The following is a 17,589-nucleotide window of genomic DNA, read 5'->3' as shown; positions in this document are numbered from 1 at the left end:
GCAGGTCCGTGAATGTCGCATTGAGGGACTTGAAGTCCGTCAATGCGACATTCACGGCGTTGGGTGGGGCCGAGTCCCTCACCTACCATTCGTGAGGTGACCACCGAATCGTTGCCTCGCACCCCGGCCGAACTGGGCTTGCCCGAGCTCCCGGTCGCCGCGGGCCCGGCGGATCCGGCGGTCCACCACGTGCGGGCCAAGCTCGACCGGGAGATCCGCGCGCTGATCGCGTACGAAGCCGGCACGCGCTCGGGCGCCGACCCCGAGGACCTGCACCGGATGCGCGTCGCGCTGCGGCGGATGCGCAGCGTCCTGAAGCTGTCCGGCGCGCTGGTCGGGGACGGCGCCGAGCCGGTGCGCGCGGAGCTCGGCTGGCTCGGCCAGTCGCTCGGCGAGGTGCGGGACTACGACGTCCTGATCGGGCACCTGCGCGAGGTCATCGCCGACTTCGAGGTCCGCGACCAGGCCGCCGGACGCCGGCTGGTGTCCCGGTTCGTCACCGAGCGCGCCGCGGCGAAGCGGCGGCTGACCCGGGCGCTGTCGAGCGCGCGCTACTCGACGTTGCTGCGGGAGGTCAGCCTGCTGACCCGGGACCGTCCGACGGCGGCGGAAGAACGACACGACTTGGTCGCCGGGCTGGCGAAGCCGCACCGCAAGCTCACCAAGGCCGTCCGCGCGCTGCCGGCCGACCCGCCGGACGACGACCTGCACGCCCTGCGCATCCACGGCAAGAAGCTCCGGTACGCCGCCGAGCTGGCCCAGACGTCGGCGAAGAAGAAGCGGGCGAAGCGGATCAAGAAGCTGATCAGGGCGACGCAGGACTTCCAGACGGTGCTCGGCGACCACCAGGACGCGGTGAACGCGGCCGAGCGGATGCGCACGGTGCTGGACACGGCGGACGGCGAGGTCGGCTTCGTCGCCGGCCGCATCGCCGAGCGCGAGCTGGCCCGCCGCGCCGAGGCCCGCGCGACCTGGCGCGCCTCCTGGGCCGCGGTCGACGACGCCGCCCGGGCCCTCCACGCCTGACCACCCAGTCGTCACTTTCCCTGGGAAAGATGCGTCTCCGGCCCCCCACGGCGCATCTTTCCTAGGGAAAGTGCGGCCTCGTGACATCGACCGGACATACCCGTCCGGCCGGGCGAGGTCGCGAATGACTCATTCGGGACCTCCCGCGCCGCGAATGAGTCATCGGCGACGCCGCGAGCTGCCGCCGCCGAAGCCCGAACGCAGTGAATGACTCATTCCTGGCGTCCGGCGCAGTGAATGACTCATTCCTGGCATTTCGGCCGCCCCCACTCCGAGCCGCGGACCGTAACCTGGGCCGATGGCGACGGCACTGACCTTGGGCATCGGCGGTGTGGTCCTGCTCTTCCTGGCCATCATCACCACCCTCGTCCTGGCCGGTCGCCGGGTGCGGCGCGGGCGGAAGCTCGGCCGCTACCCGTACCGCGCCAAGCCGAACGGCACCTACGACAACTCCACGCACAGCGGGATGTCGTGACTAGGCCACCGACCAGACGTACCCGTCCGGCCGGATGACGACCCGCCGGCCGCCCTCGGCCTCGTACGCCGCGTACGCGTGGCCGCCGTCGTCGATCAGGTCGGTGCCCGTCGCGACGCTGCCTGCCGGCAAGATCCGGTACCCCTCCGAAGGACCGTCGCCGAAGGTCAGCGAAGTCGCGTGCGGGCCGCGGAACAGCTCGAACAGCCGGACCCGCTTGCCGTTCGCGTCGAGCAGGGGCGCGTCCGGTGCGCGGTCGCCGGGCTGGAGCGCGCCCGTCCCCGCCGGGGACAGCGGGCCGCCGCGGTAGCTGATGTCCAGCTGCTGGAAGTCCTCGCCGCGCTCGTGTGCGTCCTCGGCGCCGTCGACGTACTTCTGCAGCAGCTCCGTCGAAATCCCGAGCACGCGCGCCGCGTTCGTGCGGCGCTCGGCCTCGTAGCTGTCGAGCAGCTCGGGTGAGCCGTCCGCGAGCTTCCAGCCCAGGTTGTAGCCGTCCTGGACGCCCGTGTTCAGGCCCTGGCCGCCGGTCGGCGGGTGGACGTGCGCCGCGTCGCCGGCCAGGAAGACCCGGCCGTCGCGGAAGCGCGCAGCCAGCCGGACGTTCGGCCGCCACACTGTCGACCAGGCCAGGTCGGACAGCCGGACGGTGCCGCCGCTCAGCGCGTCGAGCCGGGCCTGGACCGCGGGCAGCGCCGTCTCGGCGTCCAGCTCGCCGTCGCCGAGCGGCGCGCCGAACTGGAACCACGGGGTGCCCGGCAGCGGGCTGAACACCATGCCGCTCATCGGGTCTTCCGGCGCCGCGAACCAGTGGCCGTACGCGCGGTCGAGCCCCTCGGCGTGGACGTCGCCGAGCAGCATCCGGATCGACTCGTCGGTGTTGCCCTCGAACGCGATCCCCAGCGTCTTGCGCACGAAGCTCTTGCCGCCGTCGGCGCCGACGAGGTACGCCGCGCGGACGGTCTCGCCCGTGCTCAGCGTGGCCGTGACGCCGTCGGCGTCCTGCTCGAAGCCGGTCAGCGCGGTGTTCAGCTCGACGCGCACGCCGAACTCGGCCAGCCGGTCACGCAGGATGCCCTCGGTGTGCGACTGGCTGAGGAACCAGCCGGTCGGGTACGGCTTCGACGGCGTCGGCTCGACCGGGTCGAACATCATCCGCTCGCCGACCACGTCACCGCCGAGGTGGATCTTCATCGGCACCGGCGCGGCCCCCGCCGCGAGCACCGCGTCGAGCACGCCGAGGTCCTCGAAGACCTCCAGCGTGCGCGGCTGGAGCCCGTCGCCGCGCGAGCCCAGGAAGAACGTCTCGGCCTTGTCGATGATCCGCACGGCGACGTCGCGCCGGGCCAGCTCGATGGCCAGCGTCAACCCGGTCGGTCCCGCCCCCGCGATCAGCACCCGTGTATCCATCTCGCCCTCCCAGTGAATTGAAATTCAGTGAATCTTGATTCAGAATGACACTGCTAGCGTCCGGCGTCAAGGAGGTGGCGGTGAACCGCAAGGAGAAGGCCGCGGAGACGGAGACCGCGCTGAAGGCGGCGGCCCGGCGCGTGTTCGCGCGGAAGGGCTACCTGAACACGAAGATCACGGACATCACCGCCGAGGCGGGCCGGGCCGCGGGGTCGTTCTACAACCACTTCGCGGGCAAGGAGGAGCTGCTCGAGGCACTCCTGGCCGACATCGCGGCGTCAGGCGACGAAAGCGCGCTGACCGAAGGGCACCTGTCGGACTTCAGCGACCCGGCGGCGGTGCGCTGGCACGTGGCCCAGTACTGGGACTTCTACAAGGAGCACGCGTCGACGATGCAGGCGCTGCGCCAGGCGGCGATGGTCAACGACGCGTTCGCGCGGACGATGGCGAACTTCGGCGCGACCCAGGCGGCGGACCTCTACGGCCACCTGGCGCACGTGACGGCGGCCGGGATGCGGCTGCCGGCGAGCAAGGAGCTGTCGATCGCGATGATGTACCAGCTGGTCGACAGCTTCGCGCAGATGTGGCTGCTCGACCCGGCGCCGCCCGGGTGGACGCCACCGACCGACGAAGAAGCGATCGAAGCGCTCACCCGGTTCGTCTACCGCGGGTTCACGGGCCGGGACTGCTAGGGGCGCGCTCATCGCCGCCGCCGGGAACGTGATCGCCCGGCGCCGGGCAGGTTCGCCCGCCGCCGGGGACACGGGCTGCCCGTTGTAGACCTCGACGCGGTCCACGGCCGCCACGGCGAGGATTGCTTCGCCTCATACGGCGGAACCTGGGCGTCCTGCCAACGCCGCCGGTCCCGCGCGGGTTCGCCGCGTTGCGGACTCTGCCGGAAGGGCTGCTCGTGCCCGTGCTGGGGCGCTTCTTGCGAAGCGCGACGGCCGTGCACAGCGGGTTCAGCGACACCTCGCCCGCGGCGGCGGCCGAACTCGAGCGGCTGGCCGAACAGCTCCGGACCTCAGGCGGGGTCCGGCCAGGCGTCGACGACTTCGACGTGACGCAACCCCGAAGACGCGCTGATGTGCCGGAACCAGGCGGCGCACACGGGCACCGTGTCGATCGACCGGGCCGCTTCCTCGGCTTCGGCAGGGCTGCGCCACAAGACGACGTCCGGCCAGCCGCCGTCGTCCTCCCGGGTCAGGTACGCGGCGAGGCAGCCGGGGAACCGCCGACGCATCGCCTCGACCATCGCCGGACGCTCGGCCACCAGCCGGTCCACCGCCGCGTCTTCGATCCGGAAGCGAGCAAGCTCGATCGTCGTCACGAGCGCAACCCAGCCGCGAGCACCGACAGTTTTCGGGCGCCGTCGGGCCAGTGCTACTCGCTCAGGCGCTCCACGGCGGCGTCGACGCGCTCGTCCGTCGCGGTCAGGGCGACGCGGACGTGCTTGCCGCCCTTGGGGCCGTAGAACGTCCCCGGGGCCACCAGGATCCCGCGGTCGGCCAGCCACTCGACCGTCGCCGAGGCGTGCTCGTCCCTGGTCGCCCACAGGTACAGCCCCGCCTCGGAGTGGTCGATGCGGAAACCGTTGTCCTGCAACGCTTTTCGCAACGCCAGCCGGCGCCGGGCGTACCGCTCGCGCTGGGCGGAAAGAGCTTCGTCGTCGGTCAGGGCGGCGACCATCGCCTCCTGGACCGGGCGCGGCACGATCATGCCCGCGTGCTTGCGGATCTCCAGCAGTTGCTTGATCAGGCGCGGGTCACCGGTCAGGAAACCGGCGCGGTAGCTGGCCAGGTTCGCCGACTTGGAGAGCGAGTGCACCGCGATCAGGCCGTCCGTGCGGCCGTCGCAGACGTCCGAGTGCAGGACCGACAACGGCGAAGTCTCCCAGCCCAGCGCCAGGTAGCACTCGTCGGACACCACCACGACGTCGCGCTCGCGGGCCCACTCGACGACCTTGCGCAGGTGCTCCACCGGCAGCACCTGGCCGGTCGGGTTGGACGGCGAGTTCAGCCAGATCATCGCCGGCTTCTGCGGGCCGAGCGCGGTCAGGCCGTCGGACCGCAGGATCGACGCGCCCGCCAGCAGCACCCCGACCTCGTAGGTCGGGTAGGCCAGCTCCGGGATGACCACCAGGTCGCCCGGGCCGAAGCCGAGCAGGCGCGGCAGCCAGGCCACGGCCTCCTTCGACCCGATCGTCGGCAGCACCGCGTCCGGCTCGATGCCGGTGACGCCGTGCCGGCGGCCGAGGGCGGCGATGGCCGCCGCGCGCAGGGCCGGGATGCCGTGCGTCGTCGGGTAGCCCGGGATCTCCGACACCGACGCGAGCGCGTCGCGGATGCCGGCCGGGACCGGGTCGACCGGCGTGCCGATGGAGAGGTCGACCACCCCGCCGGGATGCGCCTGCGCCTTGGCCTTGACCTCGGCGAGCGAATCCCAGGGGAAGTCGGGCAGCGCGACCCGGCTCATTCGCCCTGCGGGGGCAGCGCCTTGATGAACGCCGGGTCGTGCGCGGTCTTGCCGACCTTGGAGGCGCCGCCGGGCGAGCCCAGCTCGTCGAAGAAGTCGACGTTGGCCTTGGTGTAGTCCGACCAGTTGTCCGGGACGTCGTCCTCGTAGTAGATCGCCTCGACCGGGCAGACCGGCTCGCAGGCGCCGCAGTCGACGCACTCGTCCGGGTGGATGTACAGCATCCGCTCGCCCTCGTAGATGCAGTCCACGGGGCACTCGTCGATACACGCCTTGTCGAGCACGTCGACGCAGGGCTCGGCGATCACGTAGGTCACTGCGCACTCCTGCTTTTCTCTGCAAACAGCCAGTCGTGGCCGACACTACGCGGTTCGGCCACCCGTTCGGTTGGTGAGGCAAGCCTTAGCCATACCCCGGGTATGGCGGGTGCTCACCTCTCCCGGCGGCGCGACGGCGGGGTGGCCCGGGCGTCACCGGTGATGACGAAGCGAGGTTTCGGAGCCTCGCCTGCGTCGCTTTCGGCCTTCTTCTCCCCCACGGCGCGGTTGAACCCCTCGGAGATCTCGTCGACGAGCTTCTCGTTGTGCCGCTCGTCCTTGCGCTGGACGCCCACGGCCCACCTCCTCGGAAATCCGTTCCGCGCCGTTCACGGCCTTGGGGACAATCTAGCCGTGAACGCACCCGAGTCGCTCGAAATCGCCTGCAGCAGAGCATGGCCGCCACTGGTCGAAGAACCCTTGGGGACCTGGCGGCTGCGCTGGGCGGACGGGTTCACCGGCCGCGCGAACAGCGCACTCGCCGTGGGCGACCCCGGCCGGCCCGTCTCCGAGGCGCTGCGTGCGGTGTGTGACTTCGCCCACGATCGGGGGATCGCGCCGATGGTCCAGGTGATCCGAGACAGCCCGAACGAGCGCGCGATCGCCGCCGCGGGCTGGTCCCAGGCAACGCGCCACCACCGCGGCCACGAGGTCGTGGTCCTCACCACCACGCTCGCCGCCGGACGCATCTTTCCTAGGGAAAGTGACGCCTCCGGCCCCTCCGACGCATCTTTCTCGGCGAAAGTGGCGGATGAGCCGACGCCCGGCTGGTGGGGGCTGACCCTCGGGCCCGGGGAGGACACCGACGCCGCGCGGAGCGTCCTGACCGGCGGAAAGGTCGGTTACGGTGTCGCGACGATCGACGGCCTCACCGCCGGCGTCGTCCGCGGGGCCCTGGTCGACGGCTGGCTGCACGTCGGCCGCCTCGAGGTCGGCCCGGCCTTCCGGCGCCGCGGGCTCGCGTCGGCGCTGATGGGCGCCCTGCACACGTGGGGTGCGGAACACGGAGCCGGCCAGGCGGTGTTGCAGGTCGCGGAAGGCAACGAAGGCGCACTCGCGCTTTACGCGGGGCTCGGCTACGCCCCGCACCACAGATACCGGTACTGGGTGCCCGCACCCGGCTCGTGCGAGGATTCGACGTCGTGAAGATCGTGGTAGTGGTCGGCGGAGTGGGCGGGGCCCGTTTCCTGCTGGGTGTAAAGGCGGCTTTGGGCATGGCACCGGAAGGTGCCTCCGAGTCGGAGCACGAGGTGACGGCGCTGGTCAACACCGGCGACGACGTCTGGATGCACGGCCTGCGGATCTGCCCGGACCTGGACACCTGCATGTACACCCTGGGCGGCGGCATCGACAAAGAACGCGGCTGGGGGCACTCGGGCGAGACCTGGGTCGTCAAGGAGGAGCTGGCGGCCTACGGCGCCGAGCCGTCGTGGTTCGGGCTCGGCGACAAGGACATCGCCACCCACCTGATCCGGTCGCGGATGCTGCGCGCGGGCTACCCGCTCTCGGCGGTGACCGAGGCCCTCTGCGACCGCTGGCAGCCCGGCGTCCGGCTGCTGCCGATGTCGGACGACCGCGTCGAGACGCACGTCGTCATCGACGACCCGGAGCAGGAGGGCCAGCAGAAGGCCGTCCACTTCCAGGAGTGGTGGGTGCGCTACCGCGCCGAGCCGAAGGCGCACTCGATCGTCGCGGTCGGCGCCGACGAGGCCAAGCCCGCGCCCGGCGTGCTCGACGCGCTCAAGGACGCGGACGCCGTGCTGTTCGCGCCGTCGAACCCGGTCGTGTCGGTGGGCACCGTGCTGGGCGTGCCCGGGGTCCGGGACGCGCTCCGCAAGACGTCCGCGGGCGTCGTCGGGGTGTCGCCGATCATCGGCGGCAAGGCGCTGCGCGGGATGGCCGACGCGTGCCTGACCGCGATCGGCGTCGAGACGTCGGCGGAGGCGGTGGGCCGGCACTACGGCTCCCGCAAGGACGGCGGTGTGCTCGACGGCTGGCTGATCGCGGAAGGCGAAACGGCGGACGTGCCGGGCGTGACCGTCCGCGACGTCCCCCTGCTGATGTCCGATGTGGACGCGACCGCGGCGATGGCCCGTGCCGCCCTGGAACTGGCTGGAGCCCCTGTTGACTGACCACGCTTCCCCCAAGCTGGAGATCCTGCCCGTCACCGGGCTGCCGGAGTTCCGCCCCGGCGACGACCTGACCGGCGCGATCGTCGAGGCCGCGCCCTGGCTGCGCTCGGGTGACGTCCTCGTCGTGACCAGCAAGATCGTCTCGAAGGCCGAGGGCAGGCTCGTCAAGGTGCCCGCCGACCCCGAGGTCCGCGACGCCGAGCGCCGGAAGCTCGTCGAGCGCGAGGCCGTCCGGGTGGTCGCGCGGATCGCGCGCACGGTGATCACCCAGAACCACCTGGGGATCGTGCAGGCGGCGTCGGGCATCGACGCGTCGAACGTCGAGGGCGACGAGGTCGCGCTGCTGCCGGCCGACCCGGACGCGTCGGCCCTGGCCCTGCGCAACGGGCTGCGCGAGCGGCTCGGCGTCGAGGTCGCGGTGGTCGTCACGGACACGATGGGCCGTGCGTGGCGGGTCGGGCAGACCGACGCCGCGATCGGCTCGTCCGGGCTGCGCGTGCTGCACGCCTACCGCGGCGAGGTGGACGGCCAGGGCAACGAGCTGGCCGTCACCGAGGTGGCGGTCGCGGACGAGCTGGCCGGGGCCGCCGACCTGGTCAAGGGCAAGCTCGGCGGCACGCCGGTCGCCGTCGTCCGTGGTCTGGACATCTTCGACGACGGCTCGACGGCGCGGAACCTGGTCCGCCCGCTCGAGGAGGACCTCTTCCGGCTGGGCTCGAACGAGGCCATCGCGCAGGGCCGCCGGGAAGCGGTGCCGGCGCGGCGTTCGGTGCGGCGGTTCAGCGACGAACCGGTGAGCCCGCGGTCGATCCGGCGGGCCGTGGGCTCGGCGCTGACCGCGCCCGCACCGCACCACACGCACCCGGTGCGGTTCGTGTGGCTGCGCGACGGCGGGAAGCGCAAGCAGCTGCTCGACGCGATGCGCGAAGCGTGGCAAGCCGACCTGACCGGCGACGAATTCACACCGGAGCAGGTCGCGAAGCGGCTCAGCCGCGGCGACATCCTTTACCGGGCACCGGAAATCGTCATCCCCTTCCTGGTGCCGGACGGCGCCCACACCTACCCCGACGCCCGCCGCAACGACTGCGAAAAGACGATGTTCACCGTCGCCGGGGGCGCCGCGGTGCAAGGGCTGCTGGTCGCGCTCGCCGCCGAAGGCCTCGGCTCGTGCTGGATCGGATCGACGATCTTCGCCGCCGGCATCGTCCGTGAGGTCCTCGGGCTGGACGAACGCTGGCAGCCGCTGGGCTCGGTCGCGATCGGCATCCCGCTCACCGAGCCGGACCCGCGCGGGCCGGTCGAGCCGGGTGAAGGGCTGCTGGAGCTGTGACCCTGCACGCGGACGCCGTCGCGACGCTGGATTCGTGGCGGCCCGCCCTCGGTTCCCAGGAGTCGCTGCGGCAGGCGTTCCTCGGTTTCCTCGCGGCCCGGGAGGACGCCTGCCGCCGCTCGTGCGAAGCCGGGCACCTCACGGCGTCGGCGGTGGTGCTGGACCACACCGGGACGCGGGTGCTGCTCACGCTGCACCCGCGGGTCGGCCGCTGGCTGCAGCTCGGCGGGCACTGCGAACCTTCCGACGGCTCGCTGGCCGAGGCCGCGCTGCGCGAGGCCACCGAAGAGTCCGGCATGGCCGGGCTGCGGATCTCCGCCGAGCCGGTGCACCTGGACGTCCACCCGATCACGTGCTCGCTCGGCGTGCCGACGCGGCACTTCGACGTCCGGTACGCGGTGCACGCCCCGGCCGGCGCGGAGCCGGTGCGCAGCGACGAGTCCGACGACCTGCGGTGGTGGCCGGTGGACGCGCTGCCGGCGGGGTCGGAAGATCTCGCCGATCTGGTGAAAGCGGCCGTTCCTGTCGGTGCCGGGCACTAGCCTGGGGCGCGGAGAGGGAGGACCAGATGGCTACGCAGTTCCTGGAGCGGGTGCACTATCACTCCGGCGGTGGCGGCGGCGACGGGGTGTTCGGCTACATCGTCGTCGGGCTGCTGATCCTGGCGATCATCGTGTTCGTGATCGTGGTGGCGGTGCGGGTGTCGAAGATGCGCCGCGAAGAGGCGATGAAGAACGGCGGCGGGCAGTTCCCGCCCGCTGCGAACTTCCCGCCACAGCAAGGTTTCCCGCCACCGTCCGGCGGGTTCGCGCCGCCGCCGGGGCCGTCGGGTGGGTTCCCCGCGCCGCCGCAGCCGTATCCGCCGCAGCAGGGGTTCGCGCCGCAGCAGGCCGGGTTCCCGCCGTCGCAGCCGGTTCCGCAGCAGCCAGGGTTCGCGCCGCAGCAGGGGTACCCGCCGGCGCCCCAGCAGCAGTACGCGCCGCAGGGGCAGCGGCCGCCGGGCCCGGGAGCGGGTCCGCAGAGCTGGTGATCATCCCCTTCGACAGCAGTTCGCCGGTCCCGCCGTTCGAGCAGGTCCGGTCCGGGCTCGCGACGCGGATCAACAACCGTTCGCTGGCGGTCGGCACGAAGCTGCCCACCGTCCGGCAGCTCGCGGGCGACCTGGGCATCGCCCCGAACACGGTGGCGCGCGCGTACCGCGAACTGGAGGAGGCCGGGCTGATCGAGACGCGCGGCCGGGCGGGCAGCTTCGTCGCGGCTTCGGGCGACCAGAGCCGCCGCCGCGCCCAGCAGGCCGCGGCCGGCTACGCCGCGCTCACCCGCAAACTGGGCCTGGACGACGCGGAAGCGCTGGCGATCGCCCGCGCCGCACTCGACGAAGGGAAGAGCTGATGGTGAGCGTGCTGATGCTGCTGATCCTCGTGGTGGTGATCGGGGGTATCACCGGAGTGGTGCTGCTGATCGTCAACGCGAGCAAGCCGAAGCCGCCGCCGTACCCGCCGCAGCAGGGCTACCCGGGTTACCCGCCGCCGCCTTACCCCCCGCAGGGCGGCTATCCGGGTCAGCAGCCGCCGGGTTATCCGCCGCAGCAGGGATATCCGGGCCAGCAGCCGCCCTACCCGCCGCAGCAGTAGGCCAAGTCGGAGGGCTTCACATGGCGCGGTAGTCGCGCAGTTCGATGCGCGGGCCGAAGCGCGGCCGCCGATGTCCGGCCGCCTCCAGGTACCGCACCGCCCGCTGCCGCTGCGGGGCGTAGGGCGCCAGGACCTCCGCCATCCCCGCGTCGTCGAGTTTCAGGCCCAGCACGGCGTTCCCGACCATCGACGGGATGTTGTAGTCGCCGAAGCTGACCGCGTCCGGGTCGCCCCACGCGCGCTGGGCGACCTCCGCCGCCGTCCACACCCCGATGCCCGGGACGTGCCGCAGCAGGTGCCGGCCTTCGATGCCGCCCAGCTCCACCGCCCGCTCCAGGTGACCGGCGACGCGGGCCGCGTTGAGCAACGCCGTGCGGCGCTTGATGTCGACGCCCGCGCGGTGCCAGTGCCAGTCCGGCAGCGACCGCAGCGCCACCGGCGTCGGCGGCACGCGCAGCCGTTCCGGCCCCGGCCCGGGCGCCGGTGCGCCGAACCGGCGGCACAGCTCGGCCCACGACCGGATCGCCTCCTTGCCGGTCACCTTCTGCTCCAGCACCGCGAGCACCAGCCAGTCCCACACGACACCGGTCGCGCCGAGCCGCAGCCCCGGGTTTTCCCGCCGGGCGCGCGCGACGACGTCGTGGTGCGCGACGAACCCGGAGTCGTCGTCGTTCGCGCCGAGCAGCGCGGGAACGCCGCTGAGCAGCCGGTCGGCGCCGTCGCCCCAGGCCGCGGCCTCGATCCGGCCGTCGGTCAGCTTGCGCAGCGCGAGGGTGCCCGGGCCGTCCGGCGTGTTCGACGCGAGCCAGGTGATGCCGCGCTCGTCGGTCAGGATGTTGAGCGACCCGCGCCCGCGCTTCAGCGGACCCAGGACACTGCCCAGGTCGACTTCGAACGCGGGACGCCAGAACATCGCTACGCGTCGCTCGAGAAGCGAATGGAACCGTCCGGCAGCACGGTGTCGGGCCAGATCCGGGCGCCGTCGAGCAGCTCGCAGCCGGCGCCGACGGACACGCCGTCACCCAGCACGACCCCGCGCAGCACCGCACCGGCGCCGACGCGCGCACCGTGCCCGAGCACCGAGCGCTCGACGATCGCGCCCTCGGAGACGGCTGCGCCGTCGAACAGCACCGAGCCGTCGATCTTCGCGCCGGAGCCGACCACGGCGGCGACGCCGATGGTCGAACCACCGGACAGCTGGGCGTCTTCGGCCACGGAAGCGCCGTCGAGCACCAGGAAGTCGCCGGGCCGCCCGGGCAGCGCCGACGTCGGCGCGACGCCCCGCACCAGGTCGGCGGAGCCCCGCACGAACGCTTCCGGCGTGCCGACGTCCAGCCAGTAGGACGCGTCGACGAAGCCCTGGATGTGCGCGCCCTGCTCCAGCAGCTGCGGGAACGTCTCGCGCTCGACCGACACCCGGCGGCCCGTCGGGATGGCCTCGATCACCGGACGGCGGAAGACGTAGCAGCCGGCGTTGATCTGGTCGGTCGGCGGGTTCGGCGTCTTCTCGAGGAACGCCTGGACGCGGCCGGTCTCGTCGGTCGGCACCGAGCCGAACCGGCTCGGGTCGGGCACGCGCTGCAGGTGCAGCGTGACGTCGGCCTCGGACTCGCGGTGCACGCGCAGCTGCTCGCCGAGGTCCGAGCCGGAGATGATGTCGCCGTTGAAGACGATCACATGGTCGGCGCGCAGCTTGCCGTAGACGTTCCGGATCGCGCCCGCCGTGTCGAGCGGCTCCTCCTCGACGACGTACTCGAGGTCCAGACCGATCGACTTGCCGTCGCCGAAGTACTCCTCGAACACCTCCGCCCGGTAGCTCGTACCCAGCACGACGTGCCGGATCCCGGCCTCGCGGATGCGGGAGAACAGGTGGCTGAGGTAGGGCGTCCCGGCTGTCGGGAGCATCGGTTTCGGCGCCGAAAGGGTCAGTGGGCGCAGTCGTGTGCCCTTGCCCCCGACCAGCACGACGGCGTCGATCTCGACCTCGGACGTCACGGAAATCTCCTCTTGTATCACGCACCGCTGAGCGACAAGCCGCGGGAAACCCTGACGGAGGTCGCCCGGAGGGCCTACCCTAGACAGGAAACAGGCGGGCCTTTCCCCAGAGGGCCCCGGGTCAGTCGGGAGGCCGAGGGGATGGACCCCCGCGATCGGGCGGACGCCCTGCTCGCACGAGCCCAGGCGCGCGGTGTGTTCGTGGTGACGCCGGACAGCGCCATCTCGCCGATGGACGCCTCGAACACGCAGCAGATACCGCGTGCCGCCATCGACGGCCTCGACAGAAGCCAGGACCCGGACACGACCACGCAGCTCCCGGCGTCGCTGATCGAGGAGAACGACCACCCGCTCGCGGGTGCGTCGCCCACGCGGCGGCTGGAGGCTTCCGGTGGCTCGCGCCGTCCGCAGGCGACCACTCCGTTGAGCACGCCGACGCCGACGACACCGATGCACAAACCGGGGACGCAGGTGACCGCCCCGCTGTCCCGTCGTCCCCAGGCCGAGCCGATCACGAGCCCGCTGAAGGAGCCGGACCCGGAGGACACCGGGCTGGTGCCGACGGTGACGCAGAACAACGGCCGGTCCGACCTTTCGCGCCGGCTCGACGGGATCTAGCGCGTCTCCAGCTTCAGCCGCACGGCGAGGCCGAGCTTCGCGGCGGCCAGCACCGGCTTCCAGGCGAGGCCCTGGTGGCGGTCGGCGAGGTAGCGGTAGGCGCTGTCGTGGTGGGCCTTGAGCATCTTTTCCGAGGCCTGCGACGTCGAGTGCCCGCCCTCGTGGGTGACGCTGGCGGACGGCGCGTAGACGTTCAGCCAGCCCGCCTTCGCCAGCCGGTCGCCGAGGTCGACGTCCTCGAAGTACATGAAGTAGCGCGTGTCGAAGCCGCCGACGGAGTCGAACGCCTCCCGGCGGATCAGCTGGCACGAGCCGGACAGCCAGCCCGCCGTGCGCTCGACCGGGGTGCCGGTCTCCTGGCGGTACTGCTTCGTCCAGGGGTTGCCCGGCCAGATCTTCGCGAAGACGGCGTGCCCGATGCCGCGCCCGAACGACGGCAGCAGCCGCGCCGAGGGGTAGACGGTGCCGTCGAGGTCGTGGATCAGCGGCCCGAAGGCACCTCCGCGCGGCCACCGGCTCGCGACGTCGAGCAGCGTGTCGAGCGAGCCGGGCTCCCATTCGAGGTCCGGGTTGACGACGACGACCCAGCCGTACCGCTCGTCCAGCTCGGCGACCCCGCGGTTGGCGGCGGCTCCGTAGCCGACGTTCTCCCCGATGCTGAGCAGCTGCACGTTGTTCCGGTGGGCGGTGGCCCGTTCGAGGGCGCCTTCGACGGAAGCGTTGTCCGCCACGACCACCTTGACGTCCCGCTCGGTGGCCTTCTCGAGGGTGTCGAGGAACCGCTCGATGGTGTCCTCGGAGAAGTAGGTCACGGTCACGACGCCGACTTCGTCGCCATAGCGGGAGTGCTCAGTCACCCGGCCATTGTCCACCGGTCACCCAACGCGACCCCGCCACCCCACAGGGCGTACCCGGAGGGTACGTGAGCCGGCCTGTTCAGCGGGTGCGGAGGTGGCGGGACCAGGCTTTCGCGTACGCCTCTCGGTGCCGTTCAGCGGTCGTAGCCCACGAAAACTCCTTCGCGCGCTGCTGGGCCGCCGTGGCCAGCTCGGATCGACGGCCCGGGTCCGCGAGCAGCTCCGTGATCGCCGCCGCCACATCTCCCGCGCCGACGCCGCAGTACGCCACCGCGTCGCCGCCCACCTCGGGCAACGACAGCCGGCGCGTGGTCAGCACGCACGCGCCGCACGCCATCGCCTCCAGCACCGGCAGCCCGAACCCCTCTCCCAGCGACGGGTACGCCACCAGCGAAGCCCCGCCGAGGAACCCGGCCAACGTGCCGAAGGGCAGGTAGCCCGCCCGGATCACGCGCAGGCGGTGCGGAACCGCGTCCAACGCCCGCTCGACCTGCGTGTCCCACCCCGGCTGCCCGGCCAGCACCAACGCCGGCGCGTCGCGCTGCCCGGCCACCGCCCTGGCGAACCCGCGGATCAGCGCCGGCACGTTCTTGCGCGGCTCCAGCGCCCCGAGGAACGCCACGTACGGTGTCCGGCCCAGCCCGACCGCCGCACGGGCGGCCGCCACCTCGGACGGTGACGGTGGGTGAAAACGCTCGGTGTCGACGCCGTGGTGAATCACTTCCAAGGAAGCGTGCCGCACCGGTCCGACGCGGGCCAGCTCCGCGGCCGTCGCCGCCGAGGGCACCACGCACAACGTCGCGCGCCGGAGGGCCGTCGACGTCCACGCGCGGAAGAAGCGGGCCTTCACCGACGAGTGCAGCACGGCGTCGGTGAAGAACGTCGCGTCGTGCAGCGTGACGACCGATGCCGCCGACGTGGCCAGCGGCATCGTGTAGTGCGGCGAGTGGACGACGTCCGCGCCGAGGCGGCGCGTCAGCCGGGGCAGGGTCGCCTGTTCCCAGGTCAGCCGCGCGGTGCGGGTGGTCGTCGACGGCGAAGCGGGCACGACGCGCGAGTTCGGCGCCAGCCGATCGTAAAGCTGCAGGTCCCGGGGCTGGCAGACGACGGTGATGCGCGCGCCGTCCGCGTCCAGGGCGGCGACGAGCGAATCCACGTAGCGCCCGACCCCGCCGCGGTCCGCGGGAACCGCGGTCGCGTCGATCAGGACCCGGGGATCATCGCTCACCCCTGCAGGGTACGGCGGCAACCCTGCGTCATGGTGGGGAACTGGCAAACCGGTCAGCCATGCGCCCGCGTGTGGATGGCCCAGACCGCTTCCGCCGCGCGACGCCAGGTGAACGCCTTCGCCCGCTCCCGACCCGAACGAGTGAGCCCGGCCGCCACGGTGGGTGAACCCAGCACCTCCCGCAACGCCGATGCCAGCGCCGTCGAGTCGCCGCGCGGCACCGTGATCCCCGCGCCGCCCGCCACCTCCACCAGCGCCGGAGCGTCCGTGTGCACCACCGGGATTCCCGCCGCCATCGCCTCCAGCAGGCCCAGCCCGAACCCCTCGGCGAGGCTCGGCACGGCCAGCACGCTCGCCTGCCGCAACGCGGTCGCCAGCTCGGCGTCCGACACCTTCCCCAGCATCCGCAGCCGGTCCGCCGGCAGCCCGCGCTCGGCCGCCAGCGCGACCGGGTCGATGCCGCCCCAGCCCGGCTGCCCGGCGAGCACCAGCACCACGTCGTCGAGCGCCGCGACCGCGTCGACCAGCACGTCGATCCCCTTGCGCGGCTCGATCGTGCCCACCGCGAGGACATAACGCGAAGGCAGGTCCAGCGGAGCCGAACCCGCGGGCACGCGCACGCCGTGCGGCACCACGCGCACCGGGACGTCGACGTCGATCAGCACCGCCAGCTCGTCGGCGACCGCCCGCGTCGGCACCACCAGCCCGGACGCCCGCCGCGCCGCCCGCGCGATCATCGACCGGTGCCAGCTGACCCCGCGCGCGGTGAGCGTCTCGGGGTGGGTCCACGGCACGGTGTCGTGCACGGTCACGCTCAGTGTCTTCCCGGCCGGTGCGCGCGGCGGCGCGAACGGCGTCGGCGCGTGCACCGCGTCGCCGCCCGGCCACCAGCGCAGGCCCAGCTGCCAGACGCCGACCAGCGCGCGCGGCGGGATCCGCAGCACCCGCGGGCCCTCGACGCCCTCCAGCCGAGCCGCGTCCACGTCGGCGTGCCGCGCGACCACGCTGGACACCGTCCACCCCGGCGGCGCGGTCTTCGCGAGCGCGGGGAGCAGCTCGGCCGTGTAGCGCCCGGTGCCACCGGGCACGGGCGCGAGGAGCTGCTCGGCGAGCACGACCAGTTCGGGCACGCGGCTATTGTGCGGGACGTGACCGCGAATCCCGCCACCACGGTGGTCGTCGTGACCTGGCGGGGTGCCGGGCACGTGACCGCCTGCCTCGACGCGCTCGCCGCGCAGACGCGTCCACATCGGACGCTCGTGGTGGACAACGCCTCCGAAGACGGCACCGCCGCCCTGCTCGCGGCCCATCCTTCGCACCCGCAAGTAATTCGCCTGCCCCGCAATACGGGTTACGCGGGCGCGCTCGCCGTCGCCGCGAAGCGCGTCGACACTCCGCTGATGGCGTGGCTGAACGACGACGCCGAACCCGAGCCCGACTGGCTCGCGACGCTGGAAGACACGCTCGAAAAAGCACCGCTGGCCGGCGCGGCGACGTCGCGGCTGGTCCGGCCCGACGGGAGCACGCAGTCCGCCGGGGTCCGGCTGACCGCCGACGGCCACGGTGCCGACCTCACCGAGCCCGCCGCCGAGGTGTTCGGCTTCTGCGGTGGCGCGGCGCTCCTGCGGACGGACGTGCTGAAGAGCGTGCACGGCGTCCCGGCCGGGTTCTTCTGCTACTACGAGGACACCGACACGGCGTGGCGGCTGCGGCTGGCCGGGTGGGACGTCGTCGCGGCGCCCGAAGCCCGCGTCCGGCACGCCCACGGCGTCAGCAGCGAGCTGGGTTCGCCGCTGTTCCACCGCTGGAACGAGCGCAACCGGCTGCTCATGCTGCTGCGCTGCGCCCCTCGCGGCGTCGCGGTGAACCAGCTGGCGAAGTTCGCCGTGTTGACAGCGGTGCTGCCGCTGCGGCCGGGCCGTCCGGCCGCGCCGAACTTCCGGTTCGGCCTGCGCTGCCGCGTCCTCGCCGAGGTCGTGGCCGGGCTCCCCGCGACGCTGGCGGCCCGCCGCAGGATCGGCCGGGCGGCGGCGCTCGGCCGAGGCGCGGTCTGGGAAGCTTGGGCCGGCCTTTAAGCTGGCGCAATCCCGACGAA

Annotated in this window: 22 protein-coding genes; 12 read left to right on the top strand and 10 right to left on the bottom strand. The window is 72.7% G+C overall.

Features of this window, described 5'->3' with window-relative positions:
- Positions 1-96 precede the first annotated feature (96 nt).
- Together ACZ4TR_RS40815 and ACZ4TR_RS40810 are read left to right on the top strand one after the other, a co-directional pair.
- Positions 97-1,026, top strand: a complete 930-nt coding sequence (locus ACZ4TR_RS40815; RefSeq protein ID WP_465293493.1) for a CHAD domain-containing protein — start codon at positions 97-99, stop codon at positions 1,024-1,026.
- Positions 1,027-1,324: 298 nt separating this feature from the next.
- Positions 1,325-1,501, top strand: a complete 177-nt coding sequence (locus ACZ4TR_RS40810) for a hypothetical protein (protein WP_364526450.1) — start codon at positions 1,325-1,327, stop codon at positions 1,499-1,501.
- Here the strand turns inward: ACZ4TR_RS40810 and ACZ4TR_RS40805 are convergent, their stop codons facing one another.
- Complete coding sequence (locus ACZ4TR_RS40805; protein ID WP_465293492.1) at positions 1,502-2,908, bottom strand: FAD-dependent monooxygenase; 1,407 nt, start codon at positions 2,906-2,908, stop codon at positions 1,502-1,504. It abuts the gene before it with no gap.
- A gap of 44 nt (positions 2,909-2,952) precedes the next feature.
- Between ACZ4TR_RS40805 and ACZ4TR_RS40800 the strand changes: the two genes are divergently transcribed.
- Entirely contained in the window at positions 2,953-3,600 is a 648-nt protein-coding gene (locus ACZ4TR_RS40800; protein WP_465293491.1) for a TetR/AcrR family transcriptional regulator, read from the top strand.
- A 332-nt stretch (positions 3,601-3,932) separates the two neighbouring features.
- Here the strand turns inward: ACZ4TR_RS40800 and ACZ4TR_RS40795 are convergent, their stop codons facing one another.
- The 4 genes from ACZ4TR_RS40795 to ACZ4TR_RS40780 form a co-directional block, all read right to left on the bottom strand.
- On the bottom strand, positions 3,933-4,238 hold the full coding sequence (locus ACZ4TR_RS40795) for an antibiotic biosynthesis monooxygenase (protein WP_465293490.1): 306 nt from the start codon (positions 4,236-4,238) through the stop codon (positions 3,933-3,935).
- A 53-nt stretch (positions 4,239-4,291) separates the two neighbouring features.
- Positions 4,292-5,383: a succinyldiaminopimelate transaminase gene (gene dapC / locus ACZ4TR_RS40790; RefSeq protein ID WP_465293489.1), complete on the bottom strand. Its 1,092-nt coding sequence runs from the start codon at positions 5,381-5,383 to the stop codon at positions 4,292-4,294.
- Positions 5,380-5,700: a ferredoxin gene (gene fdxA, locus ACZ4TR_RS40785; protein WP_003083029.1), complete on the bottom strand. Its 321-nt coding sequence runs from the start codon at positions 5,698-5,700 to the stop codon at positions 5,380-5,382. The genes dapC and fdxA overlap by 4 nt, the downstream gene beginning before the upstream one ends.
- Positions 5,701-5,813: 113 nt before the next feature.
- Positions 5,814-5,996, bottom strand: coding sequence for a hypothetical protein (locus ACZ4TR_RS40780; RefSeq protein WP_465293488.1), 183 nt, complete (start codon positions 5,994-5,996; stop codon positions 5,814-5,816).
- 58 nt (positions 5,997-6,054) lie between these two features.
- Here ACZ4TR_RS40780 and ACZ4TR_RS40775 point away from each other — a divergent pair, with 58 nt between their 5' ends.
- Genes ACZ4TR_RS40775 through ACZ4TR_RS40745 form a run of 7 tightly spaced genes read left to right on the top strand, consistent with a single transcriptional unit; the run spans position 6,055 to position 10,796 of the window.
- A complete protein-coding gene (locus ACZ4TR_RS40775) occupies positions 6,055-6,846 on the top strand; it encodes a GNAT family N-acetyltransferase (RefSeq protein ID WP_465293487.1) in 792 nt (263 codons plus the stop codon).
- Complete coding sequence (cofD, locus tag ACZ4TR_RS40770; RefSeq protein WP_465293486.1) at positions 6,843-7,832, top strand: 2-phospho-L-lactate transferase; 990 nt, start codon at positions 6,843-6,845, stop codon at positions 7,830-7,832. The genes ACZ4TR_RS40775 and cofD overlap by 4 nt, the downstream gene beginning before the upstream one ends.
- A complete protein-coding gene (locus ACZ4TR_RS40765) occupies positions 7,768-9,162 on the top strand; it encodes a coenzyme F420-0:L-glutamate ligase (RefSeq protein ID WP_465293485.1) in 1,395 nt (464 codons plus the stop codon). The genes cofD and ACZ4TR_RS40765 overlap by 65 nt, the downstream gene beginning before the upstream one ends.
- Positions 9,159-9,704 carry an NUDIX hydrolase gene (locus tag ACZ4TR_RS40760; protein ID WP_465293484.1) on the top strand — a complete coding sequence of 182 codons (546 nt, stop codon included), beginning with the start codon at positions 9,159-9,161 and terminating at the stop codon, positions 9,702-9,704. The genes ACZ4TR_RS40765 and ACZ4TR_RS40760 overlap by 4 nt, the downstream gene beginning before the upstream one ends.
- A gap of 26 nt (positions 9,705-9,730) precedes the next feature.
- Complete coding sequence (locus ACZ4TR_RS40755; protein ID WP_465293483.1) at positions 9,731-10,192, top strand: hypothetical protein; 462 nt, start codon at positions 9,731-9,733, stop codon at positions 10,190-10,192.
- Positions 10,189-10,554, top strand: a complete 366-nt coding sequence (locus ACZ4TR_RS40750) for a GntR family transcriptional regulator (protein ID WP_465293482.1) — start codon at positions 10,189-10,191, stop codon at positions 10,552-10,554. Before ACZ4TR_RS40755 ends, ACZ4TR_RS40750 begins: the two co-directional genes overlap by 4 nt.
- Positions 10,554-10,796, top strand: a complete 243-nt coding sequence (locus tag ACZ4TR_RS40745) for a hypothetical protein (protein WP_465293481.1) — start codon at positions 10,554-10,556, stop codon at positions 10,794-10,796. Before ACZ4TR_RS40750 ends, ACZ4TR_RS40745 begins: the two co-directional genes overlap by 1 nt.
- A gap of 16 nt (positions 10,797-10,812) precedes the next feature.
- Here the strand turns inward: ACZ4TR_RS40745 and ACZ4TR_RS40740 are convergent, their stop codons facing one another.
- Both ACZ4TR_RS40740 and manB read right to left on the bottom strand, forming a co-directional pair.
- Positions 10,813-11,709, bottom strand: coding sequence for a DNA-3-methyladenine glycosylase family protein (locus ACZ4TR_RS40740; RefSeq protein ID WP_465293480.1), 897 nt, complete (start codon positions 11,707-11,709; stop codon positions 10,813-10,815).
- 2 nt (positions 11,710-11,711) lie between these two features.
- Positions 11,712-12,791 carry a mannose-1-phosphate guanylyltransferase gene (manB, locus tag ACZ4TR_RS40735; RefSeq protein WP_465293479.1) on the bottom strand — a complete coding sequence of 360 codons (1,080 nt, stop codon included), beginning with the start codon at positions 12,789-12,791 and terminating at the stop codon, positions 11,712-11,714.
- 141 nt (positions 12,792-12,932) lie between these two features.
- Here manB and ACZ4TR_RS40730 point away from each other — a divergent pair, with 141 nt between their 5' ends.
- Positions 12,933-13,409 (top strand): hypothetical protein, encoded by a 477-nt coding sequence (locus ACZ4TR_RS40730; protein ID WP_364526422.1) that lies wholly within the window; start codon positions 12,933-12,935, stop codon positions 13,407-13,409.
- On the opposite strand, the gene ACZ4TR_RS40725 is transcribed toward ACZ4TR_RS40730, so the two are convergent.
- The 3 genes from ACZ4TR_RS40725 to ACZ4TR_RS40715 form a co-directional block, all read right to left on the bottom strand.
- Positions 13,406-14,266 carry a glycosyltransferase family 2 protein gene (locus ACZ4TR_RS40725; protein ID WP_465293478.1) on the bottom strand — a complete coding sequence of 287 codons (861 nt, stop codon included), beginning with the start codon at positions 14,264-14,266 and terminating at the stop codon, positions 13,406-13,408. The two genes, ACZ4TR_RS40730 and ACZ4TR_RS40725, sit on opposite strands and share 4 nt — an antisense overlap.
- Before the next feature lie 79 nt (positions 14,267-14,345).
- Complete coding sequence (locus ACZ4TR_RS40720) at positions 14,346-15,494, bottom strand: glycosyltransferase family 4 protein (protein WP_465293477.1); 1,149 nt, start codon at positions 15,492-15,494, stop codon at positions 14,346-14,348.
- A gap of 53 nt (positions 15,495-15,547) precedes the next feature.
- Positions 15,548-16,624 (bottom strand): glycosyltransferase family 4 protein, encoded by a 1,077-nt coding sequence (locus ACZ4TR_RS40715; RefSeq protein WP_465293476.1) that lies wholly within the window; start codon positions 16,622-16,624, stop codon positions 15,548-15,550.
- A 9-nt stretch (positions 16,625-16,633) separates the two neighbouring features.
- On the opposite strand from ACZ4TR_RS40715, the gene ACZ4TR_RS40710 reads away from it, so the two are divergent.
- The gene (locus ACZ4TR_RS40710; protein WP_465293475.1) at positions 16,634-17,569 is read left to right on the top strand and encodes a glycosyltransferase family 2 protein; all 936 of its coding nucleotides are present in this window, start codon (positions 16,634-16,636) and stop codon (positions 17,567-17,569) included.
- Positions 17,570-17,589 lie beyond the last annotated feature (20 nt).

Source organism: Amycolatopsis sp. NPDC028719, assembly GCF_055565395.1.
Note: the sequence above shows the minus strand (reverse complement) of the source record. Positions and strands in the feature narration are given on the sequence as shown.